Origin of the sequence: Micromonospora sp. WMMD708 (genome assembly GCF_049315245.1) — a bacterium.
Taxonomy (GTDB): domain Bacteria; phylum Actinomycetota; class Actinomycetes; order Mycobacteriales; family Micromonosporaceae; genus Micromonospora; species Micromonospora wenchangensis.
The window spans coordinates 1,619,271-1,637,755 of sequence record NZ_CP186060.1; the positions used below are offsets into that span (position 1 = coordinate 1,619,271).

Sequence of the window (18,485 nt, forward strand, 5' to 3'; positions counted from 1 at the left end):
CCAGTCGGGTACCCGACGTGCGGGCGGACCCTGCGGCTGGTCGGCCGCCACTAGTGTTCCTCACGAGGAAAACTCACTGTCAGGAGAGTGCCGTGCAGGTGCGATTGTCCGCCTACTGGACCGACCCGGACGGTACCGTCCGGTCCCCCGGGGAGACGGTCGACGTCGACGCGGTCACTCTCGCCAGAATGGAGGAGCAGGGCATGGTGGAGAATCCCGACAGCAAGACGACTTCGGACTCCGGCACCACCACGACCACGACGCCGAAGCCACAGAAGATCGGGCCGGGGCCGGGTACACCGCCGGACCAGATCGGGCCGGGACCGGGCGCCCCGCCGGCCGACGACAGCGGCAAGTGAACGACCGGCGCGGCCGGCGGACCTCGGTCCGTCGGCCGCGCCGCTGTGGCGTTCCCGATCACCCGCCGGGGCATCACCGCCCGGGAAAACCGCTGGTCAGCGGTCGCTCATGCCGGCGCGTCGGCGCAGCGCCGCCACGTCGGTCACCACGATCCGACGACCTTCGGTACGCAGCCAGCCGCGGTTGGCGAAGGAACCGATCGCCTGGTTGACGCTCTGCCGGGAGCCACCTGCCATCTCGGCGAGCTGGCTCTGGTTCAGCTCGATGGTGATCATCGGGGCCTGGCTCTCACCGGCCAGCCGGACCAGCGTCTTGGCCACCCGACCGGGCAGGTCGAGGAAGACGTGGTCGGCGTTCTGCTCGGTGAGCCGCCGGATCAGGCCGCCCAGCGAGCGCATCACCGCGTCCAGGATGCGCGGGTTGGAGTGCACCAGCTCCATGAAGGCCGGCCGGGACAGGGCGAGCGCCGCACAATCCTCGATCGCCTCGGCCGAGGCGGAACGGGTGGAGGCGTCCAGCAGGGACACCTCGCCCAGCACGTCCGGTGGTCGGATGACCGACAGCACCGCGCGCTCCCCGGTCGGTGCGGTGCGGAACACCGCCACCGCCCCCCGGCGGAGCACGATCAGCGACTCGCCGGGATCGTTCTCGACGAAAAGCAACTGACCTTTGCGATAGGTGCGCGGCACCGCCGCGGCGATCACCCGCTGGCGCACCTCCGGCTCCAGCCCGGCGAACATCTCCACCCCCGTGAGGGCGTCACCCGGCTCCGGCAGGCGCATTTCCACGGCCCCACCCCTCCCCGGTCACGGACCACAATTTTCGCTCACCGGGTGAACCCTGACGGCCCCGCAAGAGGTGAACTGACACCGCTTCGGCGTCCGGTAGCGGTACACATCAGATCATGACGGCCCAGTCGCTTGCTGTACACCCCTGTAAACCTTTCCGTGACCCTGCGCCAGCTGCGGCGGACCACCGAACCGGGGGCCGGCGGGGTTCCGGGCGGGTGGGCGACGCCGCCGGTGCCCGCCCCGCCCGCCGACGGTCACCGGCGGTGGGCGAGGATGGGCGGCGATGGTCTACCGCTACTTCTACGACTGCGAATTCATCGAGGACGGCCGGCTGGTCGACCTCGTGTCGATCGGTGTCGTCGACGAGTACGGCCGCGAGTTCTACGCGGTCTCCACCGAGTTCGACGACTCCCGTGCCGTGCCCTGGGTCCGCCGCAACGTGCTGGACAAGCTCCCCTCGCCGGCCGACCGGGCCTGGCGTTCCCGGGCCCGTATCCGCGACGACCTGTACGAGTTCCTGCTGGAGCCGATCCGGGACCGGCCGGGCGAGCAGCTGGAGCTGTGGGCCTGGTACGCCGCGTACGACCACGTGGTGCTGGCCCAGCTCTGGGGGGCGATGCCGGCGCTGCCCCGGGAGATCCCCCGGTTCACCAAGGAGCTGCGGCAGCTCTGGGACGACCTCGGTCGGCCCCGGCTGCCCGAGGCGGCGGCCGACCGGCACGACGCGCTGGTCGACGCCCGGCACAACCTGGCCCGCTGGCAGGCGATGACGGCCCGACCGGGCTGATCCCGGCCCCGGCGGACCGTCCGGCCCCGGCGGCGGGGTGCCGGCGGGGTCCGGGCCGTCGAAGATGACAGCCCGTGACGATCGGCAGGTTTGACCGGTGCCGTCCGGGGCACCGGATCCGGGCGAGCCGATCCGAGGGAGTGCGCCATGGCCGACGACGCGACCACCATCACCGACGCCCGGCGGCGGGTGACCGAGCTGATCCGGGACGCCCGGATCTGCATGTTGACCACCATCGGGGTGGACGGCCGGATGCTCAGCCGGCCGATGGGGCTGCAGGCGGCCGAGTTCGACGGGGACCTGTGGTTCTTCGCCTACGCCGACTCGGCCAAGATGCGTCAGGTCCGGGTCAACCCGGAGGTCAACGTCGCCTTCTCCGACCAGCGTCACCACGCCTGGGTGTCGATCTCCGGCACCGCCCAGGAGGCGTACGACCGGGCGCGGGCCGAGCAGCTGTGGAACCCGGTGCTCAAGGCGTGGTTCCCGGACGGGCTGGACACCCCCGGGCTGACCCTGCTGAAGGTGCACGCCAGCTCGGCCGAGTACTGGGACTCCCCGGGCGGCACCGTGGTCAACCTGCTCGGGTTGGCCAAGGCGGCGGTGACCGGGACGCCGCCGAAGCTGGGCGAGAACCACGAGGTCGCCTACTGACCGGTAGCTGCCCGGGTGGGCGGGACCGGCCGGGGCGCGGTGTCGGCGTACACCTGAGCCGACTACAGTGCGCACTGACGGCCCGCCCCGGGCCGGCAACGACGCCGATGGTCTGAGCGGACACATATCCTGGGGCTTATCCGGGCTTCACCTGACGTTCCAGGAGGATGAGCAGATCATGCGTATCGGCGTGCTCACCGGCGGCGGCGACTGCCCAGGTCTCAACGCGGTCATTCGGGCGGTGGTCCGTAAGGGCGTCGCTACTTACGGTCACGAGTTCGTGGGTTTCCGGGACGGCTGGAAGGGCCCGCTGGAGGGCCTGTCCAAGCCGCTCGGCATCCCCGAGGTGCGGGGCATCCTCCCGCGCGGCGGCACCATCCTCGGCTCGTCCCGCACCAACCCGTTCAAGATCGAGAACGGCGTGGAGCGGATCAAGGAGAACCTCGCCGCGCAGGGCGTGGACGCGCTGATCGCGATCGGCGGCGAGGACACCCTGGGCGTCGCCACCAAGCTGCACGAGCTGGGCGTCAACGTGGTCGGCGTGCCGAAGACGATCGACAACGACCTGGGCGCCACCGACTACACGTTCGGCTTCGACACCGCCGTCAACATCGCCATGGAGGCGATCGACCGGCTGCACACCACCGCGGAGAGCCACCACCGCACCCTGGTCGTCGAGGTGATGGGCCGGCACGCCGGCTGGATCGCCCTGCACGCCGGCCTCGCCGGCGGCGCCAACGTGATCCTGCTGCCCGAGCGCAAGTTCGACGTCGACCAGGTCGCCGGCTACGTCGAGAAGCGCTTCCAGCACCAGTACGCCCCGATCGTCGTGGTCGCCGAGGGCGCCCAGCCGCTGGACGGCCAGATGGTCCTGCACAACCAGGAGCTGGACGCCTTCGGGCACGTCCGGCTCGGCGGCATCGGCCAGTGGCTGGCCGAGCAGTTGGAGGCGAAGACCGGCAAGGAGGCCCGCACGGTCGTGCTCGGGCACATCCAGCGCGGTGGCACGCCGACCGCGTTCGACCGGGTGCTCGCCACCCGGCTCGGCCTCCAGGCCATCGACGCCGCCCACGAGGGCGACTGGGGCAAGATGGTCGCGATGCAGAGCACGGACATCGTCCGGGTCCCGCTGGCCGAGGCCACCCGCGAGCTGAAGACCGTCCCGATCGAGCGCTACGACGAGGCCGAGGTCTTCTTCGGCAGCTGATCGCAGCCCACCCCCTTCCCCTCCGCGACGCCGGAGGGGAAGGGGCACGGGACCGGACGAGCGGGACGGGAGGGTGACATGGGGTCGGCGAGGCACACCGTCGCGGTGATCGGGGCGGGAAAGATCGGCGAGCTGGTGCTCTCCGGGCTGTTGCGGTCCGGCTGGCCGGCACAGCGGCTGCTGGCGACCGCCCGCCGACCCGTCCGGGCCGAGGAACTGGCCACCCGGTACGGCGTACGGGTGGTCGACAACCTGACCGCCGTCGACGAGGCGGCCGTGCTGGCGATCGCGGTGAAACCACAGGACGCGGGCGTCCTGCTCGACGAGATCGGCCCCAAGGTGCCGGCCGACAAGCTGGTCGTCTCGCTCTGCGCCGGGCTGCCCACCAGCTTCTTCAGCCGCCGGCTGCCCGAGGGCACCCCGGTGGTCCGGGTGATGACCAACACCCCGGCCCTGGTCGACCAGGCGATGAGCGCGATCTCGGCCGGCGCGCACGCCACCGGCGAGCACCTGGCCCTGGCCGAGGAGATGTTCGCCCCGCTCGGGGCGACCCTGCGGGTGCCCGAGTCGCAGCAGGACGCGGTGACCGCCCTCTCCGGCTCCGGCCCGGCCTACTTCTACCTGCTGGTCGAGGCCATGATCGATGCCGGCATCCTGCTCGGCCTGCCCCGGCAGGTGGCGCACGAGCTGATCGTGCAGACCGCGATCGGCTCGGCCGTGATGCTGCGCGACTCCGGCGAACACCCGGTCAAGCTCCGCGAGGCCGTCACCTCCCCGGCCGGCACCACCATCTCCGCCGTCCGCGAGCTGGAGAAGCACGGGGTACGCGCGGCGCTGCTGGCGGCGCTGGAAGCCGCCCGCGACCGCGCCCGCGAACTCGCCGCCCAGGCCGACTGACCCGCCGTACGCCGGCTGGGTGGCGGGGGCCGACGGGCCGGTGTGAGCGGGCTTGTCGGGTTTCCGATCGCGTGTCTGGCGATTGGACGCTTGACCTGTGCCCGGATGGGCCTGAATGGCCCACCGCTCGGGTCACGTCGAGGTCCGAGGCGCACCGGGGACGCGTAATCGGGGTGTGGGAATGGTTGAATCACCCCTGCAATGGTGGGGGCCTGAGGAGTACAAATGGATGTCTTCGATGTGCGTGATCGACTCATCGGGGACTACCGGGAGTTCACATCGAGCTTCGTCGACCCTCGGGATCCGGAGATCAGGAAGCATGTCGAACGGCTCGCCGCCTCCGGTTACCAGTGGCCCGCGCCCTACCTGTCACTGAATCCGAATTTCGCCTCCGGTGGCACCGTCGACGCTCTCGTCACGGCGGGCCTGCTGCATCCGGACAACGAGCGGATCTTCCGCCGCAAGGATCACCCGGGTGACCCGGGTGGTCAGCCGTTGCGGCTGCACCAGCACCAACGGGAGGCCATCGCGACGGCCCGTGCCGGGCACAGCTACGTCCTGACCACCGGCACCGGCTCGGGCAAGAGCCTGTCCTACATCGTGCCGATCGTCGACCGGGTGTTGCGCGCCAAGGCGGACGGCAGCTATCGGCCCGGGGTGAAGGCGATCATCGTCTATCCGATGAACGCGTTGGCCAACAGTCAACTGCACGAGTTGGAGAAATTCCTCCGGTGGGGTTTCCCGGACGGGACTCCGCTGGTCACGTTCGACCGTTACACCGGCCAGGAGAACCAGGAGGCCCGGCGTCGGATCCTCCAGGACCCCCCGGACATCCTGCTCACCAACTACGTGATGCTGGAACTGGTGCTGACCCGACGTCGGGAACGGGACCGCCTGATCAGAGCCGCCAGCGGGCTGTGGTTCCTCGTTCTCGACGAACTGCACACCTACCGGGGCAGGCAGGGTGCCGACGTCGCGTTCCTCGTCCGCCGGACGCGGGAGGCATGTCAGGCACCGGATCTCCAGTGCATCGGCACCTCGGCGACCATGACCACCGAGGGCGACGCCGCCTACCAGCGGGAGGCGGTGGCGGACGTGGCGACCCGGCTGTTCGGTCAGCCGGTTTCACCGGAGCACATCATCGGTGAAACGCTCCATCGCGCCACGACGGGTTTTCAAGCGGGTGCCGACGGGCTCGCGCAGCGCGTGCGGCGCTGGTGCCGGGGCGATCATGAGCCCGGTGTCGACGAGTTCCGTGCCGACCCGTTGGCCCACTGGGTGGAGAGCACGTTCGGCCTCGAGCCGGAGGAGGGGACCGGGCGGCCGGTGCGCCGACGTGTCCCGCGTACCGTCCCCGAGGCCGCGGAGAACCTGACCGAGCTGACGCGGGAACCGGCCACCGACTGTCAGGCGGCCATCCAGGCCGTGCTCCAGGCCGGTGCCCGGATCAGGCACCCGGAGACGGGCCGTCCGGTCTTCGCGTTCCGGCTTCACCAGTTCCTCTCCAAGGGCGACAACATCTACGTCACCGTCGAGTCGCCGGCCCGGCGGCACATCACGAGTCGTTACCAGACCGTCTCACCGGACAGCGGCCCCACCGAGCGGAAGATCCTCGTGCCGTTGGCCTTCTGCCGGGAGTGCGGCCAGGAGTACCTGACGGTTCGCCGGACGGTGAACGGCTTCGAGGCGCGACAGGACTCGGACACCAGCGAGGACGGTGGCTACCTCTACCTCAGCGACGACCAGCCCTGGCCCGCCAGCCTGGAGATCGCGGTGCAGGACGGGCGGCTGCCGTACTCGTGGACGGTGCTCGCCGACGACGGCAGCACCGTACCGGCCGAGGACAAGCGGAAGTTCCTCCCCGAGGTGGTGCACGTCGACGCCGGAGGCTTCGAGGTCGAGCCGGGGAAGGGGATCGCCGCAGCATGGGTCGCCGCGCCGTTCCGCTTCTGCCTGCGCTGCCGGGTCTCGTACGAGCGTCAGCGGGGCAAGGACTTCGCCCAGTTGGCCAAGCTCTCCACCGAGGGACGCAGCTCGGCGCTCTCGGTGGTCGGCGCCAGCATCGTGCGGGCGCTGCGCGCCGACCCGACGCTCGACAAGCCGGCGCGCAAACTGCTGTCGTTCGTCGACAACCGTCAGGACGCCTCGCTCCAGGCCGGCCACTTCAACGACTTCGTCCAGGTGGTGCAGCTACGGGGCGCCCTGTACCGGGCGACGGAGAAGGAACCCGACGGTCTCACCCACGAGCTGGTGGCCCAGCGGGTCACCGAGGCGCTCGGGCTGCAACTGACCGAGTTCGCCCGCCGGCCGGAGGTCCGCTACGGCAGGGAGGAGATCTGGCGGGCCCTGCGCGAGGTGGTCAACTACCGGCTCTACCTCGACCTGGAGCGGGGCTGGCGGGTGACCATGCCGAACCTTGAGCAGACCGGCCTGCTGCGGGTCGGCTACCGCTATCTGGACGAGGTCGCAAAGGACCAGGATATCTGGGAGCGCAGCCACCATCTCCTGCGCGACGACAGCCCGGAGCACCGCTACGAGATCGCCGCGACGCTGCTCGACGAGATGCGCCGCAACCTGGCGATCGACGTGCGGTGCCTCACCGAGGAGGGCTTCGACGAGGTCCGCCGGCTGTCGGCCCAGCACCTGGCCGAGCCGTGGGCGCTCGGGTTGCGGGAGAGGCCCACGGTCGCCGCGATCGCCTTCCCCAAGCCCAGCGGCAAGGGCGGCCCCCGTACCCACCTGCACCTGTCGGGTCGCGGTGCGCTGGGCCGCTACCTCAAGCGGCAGTATGAAAAGCGCAGGCAGCTGTGCAGCGTCGCCGACGCCCAGGACATCATCCGTGACCTGCTGTCGGTGCTCACCGAGGCGGGGCTGGTGATCCAGGCCGAGCCTGCTGAGGGCGACGACCTGATCGGCGGCTACCAGCTCCGTTCGCACGCGCTGCGGTGGCAGGCCGGCGACGGCAGGGCGGGTGCCGAGGACCGGGTCCGCAAGCAGCTCTCCGGTGAGGTCGGCGCCCGGGTCAACACCTTCTTCCGGGATCTCTACCGGGACACCTCGCACCTGCTGGCCGGCCTCCAGGCCAAGGAACACACCGCCCAGGTGACTCCGGACGTGCGGCAGGAGCGGGAGCGGGAGTTCCGCGAGGGCGACCTGCCGCTGCTGTTCTGTTCGCCGACGATGGAGCTCGGCGTCGACATCAACGCCCTCAACGCGGTGGCGTTGCGCAACGTGCCGCCGACGCCGGCCAACTACGCCCAACGCGCCGGTCGGGCCGGTCGCTCCGGTCAACCCGCCCTGGTGGTCACCTACTGCTCGACCGGGAGCGCGCACGATCAGTACTACTTCAAGCGGCCCACGCTGATGGTCGGTGGCGCGGTGCAGCCGCCCCGCCTCGACCTGGCCAACGAGGATCTGGTCCGTTCGCACCTCCAGGCCATCTGGCTGGCCGAGACCGGGGAGGAGCTGCCCAGCTCGCTCGCCGCCGTGATGGAGACCGGCGGGGAGAGCCCGTCGCTGGAGCTGCTGCCGAAGCTGAAGAGGTCGGTCGAGGACCCGGAGGCCCGCCGTCGGGCGCTGGCCAGGGCCGAGGCGACGCTCGCCGCTGATGTGGCCGGGTTGGCGGAGGCGCCCTGGTGGCGTCCCACCTGGCCGGCGGAGATGATCGACCAGGCGCCCCGCACCTTCGAGGACGCCCTGGGCCGGTGGCGCAAGCTCTACCGCGCCGCGTTGCGGGAGTACGAGGTGCAGGGCCGCCGGGCGGTCGACACGAACGTCTCGCACAAGGCCCGTGAGGAGGCACGCCGCCGGGCCAACGACGCCCGGGTGCAGCTCGACCTGCTGCGTAACGAGGACTCCGACGAGCCGCAGACCGACTTCTACACCTACCGCTACCTCGCCTCCGAGGGTTTCCTGCCGGGCTACTCGTTTCCCCGGCTGCCGCTGGCCGCGTACATTCCGGGGCTCAACGGGCAGCGGCAGGGCGACTACATCCACCGGCCCCGGTTCATCGGCATCAGCGAGTTCGGTCCGCAGTCGTTGATCTACCACGAGGGTGCCCGCTACATGGTGCGCGGGGTGCAGTTGCAGCAGGCGGCGGAGCCGGGCAGGGACAACCTGCTCACCACGTCCGCCCGACGCTGCCGTGCCTGCGGGCACCTGCACGACGATGTCGCGGGCGTCGACGTCTGCGAGAGCTGTGGCGAGCAGCTCGGCGCGATCGACGACAACCTGCTGCGGCTCTACACGGTGCGGACCCAGCGCCGGGAGCGGATCTCCTCCGACGAGGAGGAGCGGCGGCGGGCCGGTTTCGAGATCGAGACGTCGTACCGTTTCCACCATCACGGCGGGCGGCCGGGCAAGCTCACCGCCACGGTCGCGCCGCAGGACGCGCCGGCCGTGGCGACCCTGGTCTACGGCGACGCCGCCACGGTGCGCCGGGCCAACCTGGGGCTCGTCCGGCGCAAGGACAGCAGGAAGCGCGGCTTCTTCCTGGACACGACCAGCGGGGAGTGGCTTTCGGAGTCCAGGGCGGGCGAGAAGACGAGTGACGAGGAGGATGTCGGGGCCGCCGACGACGTCAAGCGCAAGCAGCGGGTGATCCCCTACGTCGAGGACCGGCGCAACATCCTGGTGTTGCGGCTGACCCGTAAGGCCACCCGGGAGGAGGCCGTCTCGCTGCTGTTCGCCGTCGAGCGGGGCATCGAGGCGACCTTCCAGGTGGAGGACTCGGAACTCACCGGGGAGCTGCTGCCCGATTCCGACGACCAGGGGCGGATGCTGTTCATCGAGAGCGCCGAGGGCGGTGCCGGCGTGCTCCGTCGGCTCATCGAGGAACCCGACAAGGTCAGCCTGGTCGCGGCGAAGGCGTTGGAGATCGCGCACTTCGACCCGGAAACCGGCGACGACATGCCGCAGGACGTCGGGGACGACGGCGACCGCTGTGTCCAGGGCTGTTACGACTGCCTGCTGTCGTACTCCAACCAGCCGTTCCACAAGCTGGTCGACAGGCATCTCGTCGTCGACGTGCTGCTGGACCTGGCCGCGTCCACGACGACCAACACCAGCGCCGGCCGACCCGCCGCCGGGTTGCACCTGACCGGCCCGGCAGCGGACTTCGTGGCCTGGTTGACGCAGGCCGGCTACCGGACGCCGGAGGGCGGGCGCGAACCGGTCGCCGGGGCGACGCCCGACCTGGTCTACCGGGAGCAGCGGGCGGCGGTGTTCGTCGACGTGCCCGGCGAACCCTACGGTGAGGGCCGCGACGACGACGCCGAGGAGAACCTCATCGACGCGGGGTGGACGCCGATCCGGGTGCCGGTGGGCGGGTGGCAGCAGGCGGTGGACCGGTATCCGAGCGTGTTCGGGCAGCACAGGACGGGGAGCAACTGATGACGGTGACCGCAGCGCGGTACGAGCCGGGCACGCTGGTCAGGGCGCGGGGCCGGGAGTGGGTGGTGCTCCCCGAGTCGGAGCCGGAGCTGCTGGTGCTGCGGCCCCTCGGTGGCTCGGACGACGAGCGCGCCGCCGTCCTGCCCGACCTGGAGGACGTCGCGTCGGCGACGTTCGCCTACCCGGATCCGTCGGACGCCGGCAACGCCAGCCGTGCCGCGCTGCTGCGTACCGCGCTGCGGATCGGTTTCCGCTCCACGGGCGGGCCGTTCCGGTCCCTCGGTGGGCTGGCCGTCGAGCCCCGGCCCTACCAGCTGGTGCCGCTGCTGATGGCGCTGCGGCAGGACACCGTCCGGCTGCTGATCGCCGACGACGTGGGCATCGGCAAGACCGTCGAGTCCGGGCTGATCGCGGCCGAGCTGCTGGCCCAGGGCGACGCGAACGGGCTGGCGGTGCTGTGCAGCCCGGCGCTGGCCGAGCAGTGGCAGCGGGAGCTGGCCGAGAAGTTCGGCATCGCCGCCGCGCTGGTGCTGCCCGGCACCGTACGCCGGCTGGAGCGGGACCTGGTCGGCGCGCAGTCCATCTTCGACAGGTACCGGCACGTGGTGGTCTCCACCGACTACATCAAGCGGCCCGAGCTGCGCGACCAGTTCCTGCGCGGCGCCCCCGACCTGGTGATCGTCGACGAGGCGCACTCGTGTGTGCTCGACGACAGCAATTCCGGCGGCCGGTCGCGGATGCTGCGCCACGAGCTGGTCCGCCGGCTGGCCGCCCGCGCCGACCGGCACCTGATCCTGGTCACCGCCACCCCGCACAGCGGCAAGGACGCCGGCTTCCGCAACCTCGTCGGCCTGCTCGATCCGCGCCTGGAAACCGTCGACCTGGACCGGGTCGAGGGCCGGGAGCTGCTGGCCCGGCACTTCGTGCAGCGCCGCCGGGTGGACATCCGCCGTTTCCTGGAGGACACCCCGTTCCCGGAGGACCGGGAGTCGACCGAGCGTGCCTACCGGCTGACCGGCGACTACCGCAGCCTCTTCGACGACGTGGTCGCCTACGCCCGGCAGACCGTGCGGGACCCGATCGGCGGCCAGGTGCGGCAGCGGGTGCGGTACTGGTCGGCGCTGGCGCTGCTGCGGGCGTTGGCCTCGTCGCCGCAGGCCGCCGCCGCGACGCTGCGCACGCGGGCGGCGAACGCCGACGCCACCGACGCCGCAGAGGCCGACGCCCTGGGCCGGGCGGCCGTGCTGGACCTGCCGGACGACGAAACCCAGGAGTCGGTGGACCTGGTGCCCGGTGCCGACATCGAGGACTCGGGCGGCCCGGAGCGACGCCGGCTGCTCGCCTTCGCCCGCCGCGCCGAGGCGCTCGCCGCCAAGGGCGACGCGAAGCTGGACCTGCTGGTGAAGGAGGTCAAGGCGCTGCTCGGCGACGGCTTCAACCCGGTCGTCTTCTGCCGCTACATCGACACTGCGGAGTATGTCGCGGACCGGCTGACCGCCGCGCTCGGCAGGGCGTTCACGGTCGGCTGCGTGACCGGCGCGCTGCCGCCGGAGGAGCGCATGGAACGGATCGGGGAGCTGACCGGCGACCCGAAGCGCCGACCGGTGCTGGTGGCCACCGACTGCCTCTCCGAGGGCGTCAACCTCCAGGAGCACTTCCAGGCGGTGGTGCACTACGACCTGGCGTGGAACCCGACCCGGCACGAGCAGCGGGAGGGCCGCGTCGACCGGTTCGGCCAGCGTGCGCCGAAGGTCCGCGCCGTGATGATCTACGGTACGGACAACCGGATCGACGAGATCGTGCTCCGGGTGCTGCTGCGCAAGCACGAGCAGATCCGCAGGGCGCTCGGCGTCTCGGTGCCGGTGCCGGACCGCAGCGACGACGTGTTGCAGACCATCGCGCAGGAGCTGCTGCTCGCCCCGGACACGCCGGAGCAGCTCACCATCGAGGGCCTGGGCGTGGCGCACCGCGAGGAGCTGCACCGGGAGTGGGACAGCGCCGCACAGCGGGAGAAGGAGTCCCGCACCAAGTACGCCCAGCGCGGCATCCAGCCGGCGGAGGTGGCCGCCGAGCTGGCCGAGATCCGCGCCAGCCTGGGCTCGCCGGACGAGGTGGCCGAGTTCGCCCGTGCCGGCTTCGCCGCGCTCGGCGCGGACGTCGTGCCCAGCGGCGACGGCTTCGACGCGACCACGGGCACGCTGCCGTTGCCGCTGCGGGACGCCTTCCCGGCCGGCTACCCGGCCACCCTCGCCCTGCGCCGGGAACTGCCCACCCCGGCCCGCGCCGCCCACCTGGACCGCACCGACCCGTACGTCGCGGCGCTGGCCCGCTATCTGCTGGAGAGCGCGCTGGACCGGACGGTCCCGGCCGACCAGCGGCCCGCCCGCCGGGCCGGGGTGATGCGCACGTCGGCGGTGGCCAAGCGGACCACCCTGCTGCTGGTGCGGTTCCGGCTGCACCTGACCCTGCCCACCCGGTCCGCCGACGCCGAGCCCCGCCGGATGGTCGCCGAGGAGGCCCGGCTGCTGGCGTTCCGGGGTGCGCCGACCGCCGCCGAGTGGCTGCCCGACGGGGAGGTGGCCGCGCTGCTGAGGGCCACCCCGAGCGGCAACGTGCTGCCCGAGGCCGCCACCCCGCTGCTGGAGCGGGTGATCGGCAGGCTCGACGCGGTGGTGCCGCATCTCGACGCGACGGCCGACGGTCTCGCCGAGGCGCTGCGCGGCGCGCACATCCGGGTGCGGGAGGCGGCCGGCCAGCGGGTCCGCCGCCAGGTCACCGTCACCGCCCAGAAGCCCGCCGACGTGCTCGGCGTCTACGTCTACCTCCCGGAGGCCAACTGATGAGCGCGGTCACCTACCCCGCCGTACGGGTCGAGGGCGGGCTGCTCCCCGCCGGCCTGGTGCAGCGGATCGGCGACGGCGCCGCCGAGCTGCCCGGCGCGGACCCGGCCAGCTACGGCCTCCAGTCCGGCGAGTCGGTGCGCCGATACGCCAACCGCTCCTACGCCTACCTCCAGGAGGTGTGGCGGGACTTCACGCGGCAGCGGGAGCGGGCCGGCGACAACCCGCCGGCCCGGCTGACCCGGGAACGCTGGCTGCTGATCCTGCTGCGCGAGCTGGGCTACGACGGCATCGAGTCGCTGCCCGGCGGCATCACGGCGGACGAGAAGCCGTTCCCGGTCAGCCACCGTCTCGGGGCCGTACCCGTGCATCTGCTCGGCTGGGGCACGGACCTGGACCGGCGGACCCCGGGGATGCGCGGCGCGGCGGCCGCCGCCCCGCACTCGCTGATGCAGCAGCTGCTCAACCGCGCAGACCAGCACCTGTGGGGGATCGTCGCCAACGGTCAGCGGCTGCGGCTGCTGCGCGACTCGACCAGCCTGGTCGGCACCGCGTACCTCGAATTCGACCTGGAGGCGATCTTCGAGGGTGACCTGTTCCCCGACTTCGTGCTGCTCTACCGGGTGGCGCACGCCTCCCGGCTCGCCGTCCGCGACGCGGCGGCCGGGCCGTCGTCGTGCCTGCTGGAAGCCTGGCGTACGGAGGGAGCCAAGCAGGGCGAGCGGGCCCTGGCGCAGCTCCGCGACGGGGTGGAGGCGGCGCTGGAGATCCTCGGCACCGGTTTCCTCGACCACCCGGACAACGCGGTCCTGCGGGAGCGCATCGAGGTCACCCTGTCGCTTGAGGACTACAAGCGTTCCCTGCTGCGGCTGGTCTACCGGCTGCTGTTCTGGTTCGTCGCCGAGGACCGCACCGCCCTGCTCGACCCGGAGGCCGCCCCGCAGGCCCGGCAGCGTTACGACGCGTTCTTCTCGGCCCGTCGGCTGCGCGAGCTGGCGTTGCGCCGCCGGCACTCCGGCCACGGCGACCTGTGGGAGGCGGTGCGGCTGGTCTTCCGGTTCCTCGGCGAGGAGGCCGGCAACGCGACCCTGGGCCTGCCCGGCATCGGCGGCCTCTACGAGCCCGGCCCGCTGGACCGGCCGATCGCCGAGGCCAGCCTGAGCAACACCGCGCTGCTGCGCGCCGTCGAGGCCCTGGCCGTGCTGCCCGCGCGCCGGGGCACCGGCCGGCAGCGGGTCGACTTCCAGCACCTGGGCGCGGAGGAGCTGGGCAGCGTCTACGAGTCGCTGCTGGAGCTGCGCCCCCGCTGGGACGCCCCGGCCCGCCGCTTCCACACCGAACGGCTCGCCGGCAACGAACGCAAGACCACCGGCTCCTACTACACCCCGTCGTCGCTGGTGGAGTGCCTGCTCGACTCGGCGCTCGATCCGCTGCTGGACGAGGCCACGGCGCTGCCCACCCCCGAGGAGCGGGTCACGGCGCTGCTCGACCTGACCGTCTGCGACCCGGCCTGTGGGTCGGGGCATTTCCTCATCGCGGCGGCCCGCCGGATCGCCAAGCGGGTGGCCGCCGAGGAAACCGACGAGCTGGAGCCCACCCCGGACGCGGTCCGTTCGGCGATGCGCCGGGTCGTGGCCCGCTGCATCTACGGCGTGGACGTCAACGAGATGGCCGCCGAGTTGGCGAAGGTGTCGCTCTGGCTGGAGGCGATGGAGCCGGGCCGCCCGCTCGGCTATCTCGACGCCAACATCCGGGTCGGCAACTCCCTGCTCGGCGTCACCCCGAAGCTGCTCAAGCAGGGCATCCCCGACGCCGCCTTCACCGCCCTCACCGGCGACGACCGCGCGGTGGTGAATGCTCTCAAGCGGCAGAACGCCAAGGAGAACACGGGCCAGGGCGACCTGTTCGGGGCGGCGGGCATCGAGGTCGGTAACAGCGCGCTCGCCGCCGAGGTCAAAGAGATCGTGTACGCGGAGCTGCCGCGCCGGCTCGCCGACGTGCACGTGCAGGCCAAGCGGGCGCAGGCGCTGGACGCCGACCGCCGGCACGCGAAGACGGTGGCCGACGCCTGGTGCGCCGCCTTCGTCCAGGCGAAGACCGAGGAAACCCGGGAGAGCGCCATCACCCAGGCGGTGCTGGAACGCCTGGACAAGGGCGAAGCCTCGCTGGACATGCACCGGGTCGAGTCGCTGGTGGAGGAGCTGACCCGGCAGTACCGCTTCTTCCACTGGCACATCGAGTTCCCGCACATCTTCCGGGTGCCCGAGTACGGCCCGGCGGACGAGGCGACCGGCTGGGAAGGCGGCTTCTCCTGCGTCCTGGGCAACCCGCCGTGGGAGCGGGTGAAGCTCCAGGAGCAGGAGTTCTTCGCCTCCCGCGACCCGGAGATCGCCGGGGCGAAGAACGCCGCCGCCCGCAAGAAGGCCATCGCCGCACTGGCCGACAGCGACGAGCCGGCCCAGAAGATGCTGTACGCGGAGTGGATCGCTGCCCTGCACGAGGCGGACGGGTTCAGCCACCTGCTCCGGTCGTCGGGGCGGTATCCGCTGACGGGCAAGGGCGACATCAACACGTACTCGGTGTTCACCGAGACGGCGCGGGTGGTGCTGCATCCGCGCGGCCAACTCGGCATCATCGTCCCTACGGGCATCGCCACAGATGCCACCACTCAGGACTTCTTCAAGGACCTGGTGGTCACCAAAACCCTGGTGTCGCTGTACGACTTCGAGAACGAGGACAAGGTATTTCCGGGCGTCGATCACCGCGTTCGCTTCGCCCTGCTGTCTGCCAGCGGCCAAAAGCGGGGTACCGAGCGGGTGTCGCTGGTATTTCGGGTGCGCCAGGCGAACCAGATCGCTACACGGTCCTACTCGCTAACACCCGAAGAGATCACCCTGCTCAACCCGAACACCGGCACCTGCCCGGTCTTCCTCTCCCGCCGGGAAGCCGAGATCACGCTCGGGATCTACCGCCGTGTGCCTGTGCTCTGGCGTGAGATTGGGGCCGATGGCAATCCCTGGGGTATGTCCTTTATGGCCATGTTCCATATGGCAAATGACTCTAATCTATTTTATGGCCTTGGCGAACTGTCTGATCAGGGTTGGCAACTCGACGGCAATGTCTTCATCAGGGGTGATGAGCAGATGCTGCCGCTGTATGAGGCAAAGATGGTTCATTACTTTGACCATAGGCTAGGTAGCTACGAGGGGCAGACCGAGGCTCAAGCGAGTATGGGAACCCTTCCCCGATTCGATGATACCGCGCACGCTGATCCGAGGAAATTGCCGATCCCGCGATACTGGGTGGCCAGCGAGGAGGTGAAAGAGCGGCTCGCTGGCAAGTCATGGCAGCGAAATTGGATCCTTGGGTGGCGTGATATCTGTCGCAGCACCGACGAGCGGACTCTGATCTCCACTGTCATCCCGCGAGCAGCGGTGGGAGACACATACCTGCTGGCACTTCCGGCGATCGTCTCTGCGGGGCTTCAGGCGAATCTCAGCGCTTTTGTGCTTGACTTCGTGGTCAGGCAGAAAGCATCAGGCACCCACTTGAAGTACTACGTACTCAAGCAGCTTCCAATTCTGCCGCCAGTGCGCTACGGCGACATAGTGCCGTGGAGTCGAAATGGCGGGACGCTTGCCGACTGGATCGCGGAGCGGGTAGTGGAGCTAACTTATACTGCCGATGATCTTGCTCCTTATGCTCGCGATCTAGGCTATGACGGTCCACCGTTTCGCTGGGATGCAGCTAGACGTGATCTTGTTCGTGCTGAGCTGAATGCGGCGTACTTCCATCTCTATGGCGTCGACCGCGATGACGTGGACTACATCATGGACACCTTCAAGGTCGTCCGTCAGAAGGACGAAGCCACCCACGGCGAATACCGCACCAAGCGCCTCATCCTCGACCGCTACGACGCTATGACTCTAGCTTCTGGCGGTGGGCAGGCATACGAGACGCCGTTGGATCCCCCTCCAGGTAGTCGAGGGTAGGGATAAAGATGCGGCGGCATCATGTTCGAGGCCACTACGTTCGTGGTCATTATCGTAATGGATTCTGGGTAGAAGGTCATTGGCGAGGTGATCATTCGAGGCTGTCGGCCGGGCGTGGCTGGCTGCCTTCCCCTCCTCCGTCGTTGTATGCTCCCCGGTCGAGTTACCGGCCCTATTTCCCGCCCGTTCAACCAAAGCGATTGGGAAAGGTTGGGCGTATTGTCGCGTTCATGGTGATGGCCTTCTTGGTGGGAAATTTCGTGAGTTGGTTAGGATCCCCTGCCGAGGACGATTCTTTTGCCAAAGAGGAGCAGAGGAGGCGTGCCCTTGCGATCCTCGATGAACAGGCGCGGCCCTCGCGGCCCTCGCCGTCCTCGTCGCCATGGCCCATTGTTGGATGGGCTGATTCATCGCCCAGCGCTTCCGTCAGCAACTCCTGCCGAGCGGAGAGGGAAGCCTATGACGCCTGGCGCCAGGGCCTCGGGCCGATAACGAGTGGGTTGACGTCACCCGCTCGTGACGAACTGCGAAGGCTGAAGCGCGACGCCGAGGAGTACATCCTTGCTGTTGCTCCCTTGACGACCCCGACGGCCAAAAGGCTGATTCTCGCGCTCTCGTCTTACAAGGCGATAGTGGTTTCAGAGATGGTCGAATCGCATGGCATTGACGGATTGCAGAAGTTGGTGACTGCCGGTCTTGTCATAAATGGGGAACATCTCTTATATCAGGCCGGTTGTGGCGGATAATTCACCCATGAAGTGGCCTGCCGGGCTGCGATCTTTGACGGCGTCATCCTGCACGTTGTTGACGGTTTAGGATGTCAGGAGTGCGCCCACCTGCCTCATCCAGACGCCGCTGATGCCTTGAGGACTGGAATGGCGTCGATCTTCTGCGCGCTGAGGCTGTCCCAGTAGATGCCGGTCGGACGTTGTCGTCGCCGACACTCGATCACCTCGTCCGGAGTGATGATCAGATCGAGGCCGAAGTCGTGTGACGACTCGGGGAGTGGCCCGTCAACGATCTGCAACGGATGGACCGTTGTCGCGAGGATGGTGGACGGGCCGACCAAGCCGGCCTCGGTGAGCAGCCCGACTTCGATGTCCGAATAGCCCGCGCCCTTCCCGATCCGCACGCCGTCACGGTTGACCGCGACGCTGCCGCACACCACCAGATCCACCGGTCGCATCTCGCTGATGCCGACCTTCGGCGCGTGGTCCGCCGCGCCGCTGCCGGTCGCGATGTCGGCGGGAGCCGCGTTCAGACCGGCAGGGTCGAGCAGATAGAAGGGCCGGATGTCGGCGATCTTCGGCACCGCCATGTAGAGGAGTTTGCCGTCGGCAAGCGCCCGTAGCCTCACCGGCAGTTGGGCCTGGTCCGGGTTGGACTTGACGACGCTGGCGCTACGCCACGCGGCATGTCGGGCAAGCCGCTCGGCGGCCAACTCGGCTCCGACGAAGTTGGGGATGCGCCCGTGAGCGCCGGGGGAAAGCGCCTGGCCGGCCTGCTCCAGCCGTGACCAAACCGCTTCGCGCACCTCGCGTTTTGCCCCGTCGATATCCAAGCGGACTC

General features: G+C 70.0%; 10 protein-coding genes. 8 read left to right on the forward strand and 2 right to left on the reverse strand.

The window, feature by feature from the left end:
• Nucleotides 1-92: 92 nt before the first annotated feature.
• Nucleotides 93-359 carry a hypothetical protein gene (locus ACN260_RS07450; protein ID WP_422755278.1) on the forward strand — a complete coding sequence of 89 codons (267 nt, stop codon included), beginning with the start codon at nt 93-95 and terminating at the stop codon, nt 357-359.
• A 96-nt stretch (nt 360-455) separates the two neighbouring features.
• On the opposite strand, the gene ACN260_RS07455 is transcribed toward ACN260_RS07450, so the two are convergent.
• The gene (locus ACN260_RS07455) at nt 456-1,148 is read right to left on the reverse strand and encodes a Crp/Fnr family transcriptional regulator (RefSeq protein WP_421483491.1); all 693 of its coding nucleotides are present in this window, start codon (nt 1,146-1,148) and stop codon (nt 456-458) included.
• A gap of 286 nt (nt 1,149-1,434) precedes the next feature.
• On the opposite strand from ACN260_RS07455, the gene ACN260_RS07460 reads away from it, so the two are divergent.
• The 7 genes from ACN260_RS07460 to ACN260_RS07490 all read left to right on the forward strand — a co-directional run bounded on the left by ACN260_RS07460 (nt 1,435) and on the right by ACN260_RS07490 (nt 16,916).
• Nucleotides 1,435-1,938: a polyadenylate-specific 3'-exoribonuclease AS gene (locus tag ACN260_RS07460; protein WP_363651561.1), complete on the forward strand. Its 504-nt coding sequence runs from the start codon at nt 1,435-1,437 to the stop codon at nt 1,936-1,938.
• A 147-nt stretch (nt 1,939-2,085) separates the two neighbouring features.
• Nucleotides 2,086-2,589, forward strand: a complete 504-nt coding sequence (locus ACN260_RS07465; protein WP_422755279.1) for a pyridoxamine 5'-phosphate oxidase family protein — start codon at nt 2,086-2,088, stop codon at nt 2,587-2,589.
• Between the two features lie 178 nt (nt 2,590-2,767).
• The gene (locus tag ACN260_RS07470; protein WP_088644698.1) at nt 2,768-3,796 is read left to right on the forward strand and encodes a 6-phosphofructokinase; all 1,029 of its coding nucleotides are present in this window, start codon (nt 2,768-2,770) and stop codon (nt 3,794-3,796) included.
• A 78-nt stretch (nt 3,797-3,874) separates the two neighbouring features.
• Nucleotides 3,875-4,693 carry a pyrroline-5-carboxylate reductase gene (gene proC / locus ACN260_RS07475; RefSeq protein WP_088644699.1) on the forward strand — a complete coding sequence of 273 codons (819 nt, stop codon included), beginning with the start codon at nt 3,875-3,877 and terminating at the stop codon, nt 4,691-4,693.
• A 225-nt stretch (nt 4,694-4,918) separates the two neighbouring features.
• A complete protein-coding gene (locus ACN260_RS07480; protein ID WP_422755280.1) occupies nt 4,919-10,084 on the forward strand; it encodes a DEAD/DEAH box helicase in 5,166 nt (1,721 codons plus the stop codon).
• Nucleotides 10,084-12,924 carry a helicase-related protein gene (locus ACN260_RS07485; protein ID WP_422755281.1) on the forward strand — a complete coding sequence of 947 codons (2,841 nt, stop codon included), beginning with the start codon at nt 10,084-10,086 and terminating at the stop codon, nt 12,922-12,924. The genes ACN260_RS07480 and ACN260_RS07485 overlap by 1 nt, the downstream gene beginning before the upstream one ends.
• Complete coding sequence (locus ACN260_RS07490; protein WP_422755282.1) at nt 12,924-16,916, forward strand: Eco57I restriction-modification methylase domain-containing protein; 3,993 nt, start codon at nt 12,924-12,926, stop codon at nt 16,914-16,916. The genes ACN260_RS07485 and ACN260_RS07490 overlap by 1 nt, the downstream gene beginning before the upstream one ends.
• Nucleotides 16,917-17,757: 841 nt before the next feature.
• Here ACN260_RS07490 and ACN260_RS07495 read toward each other — a convergent pair.
• Nucleotides 17,758-18,477 (reverse strand): 5-formyltetrahydrofolate cyclo-ligase, encoded by a 720-nt coding sequence (locus ACN260_RS07495; protein WP_422755283.1) that lies wholly within the window; start codon nt 18,475-18,477, stop codon nt 17,758-17,760.
• Nucleotides 18,478-18,485 lie beyond the last annotated feature (8 nt).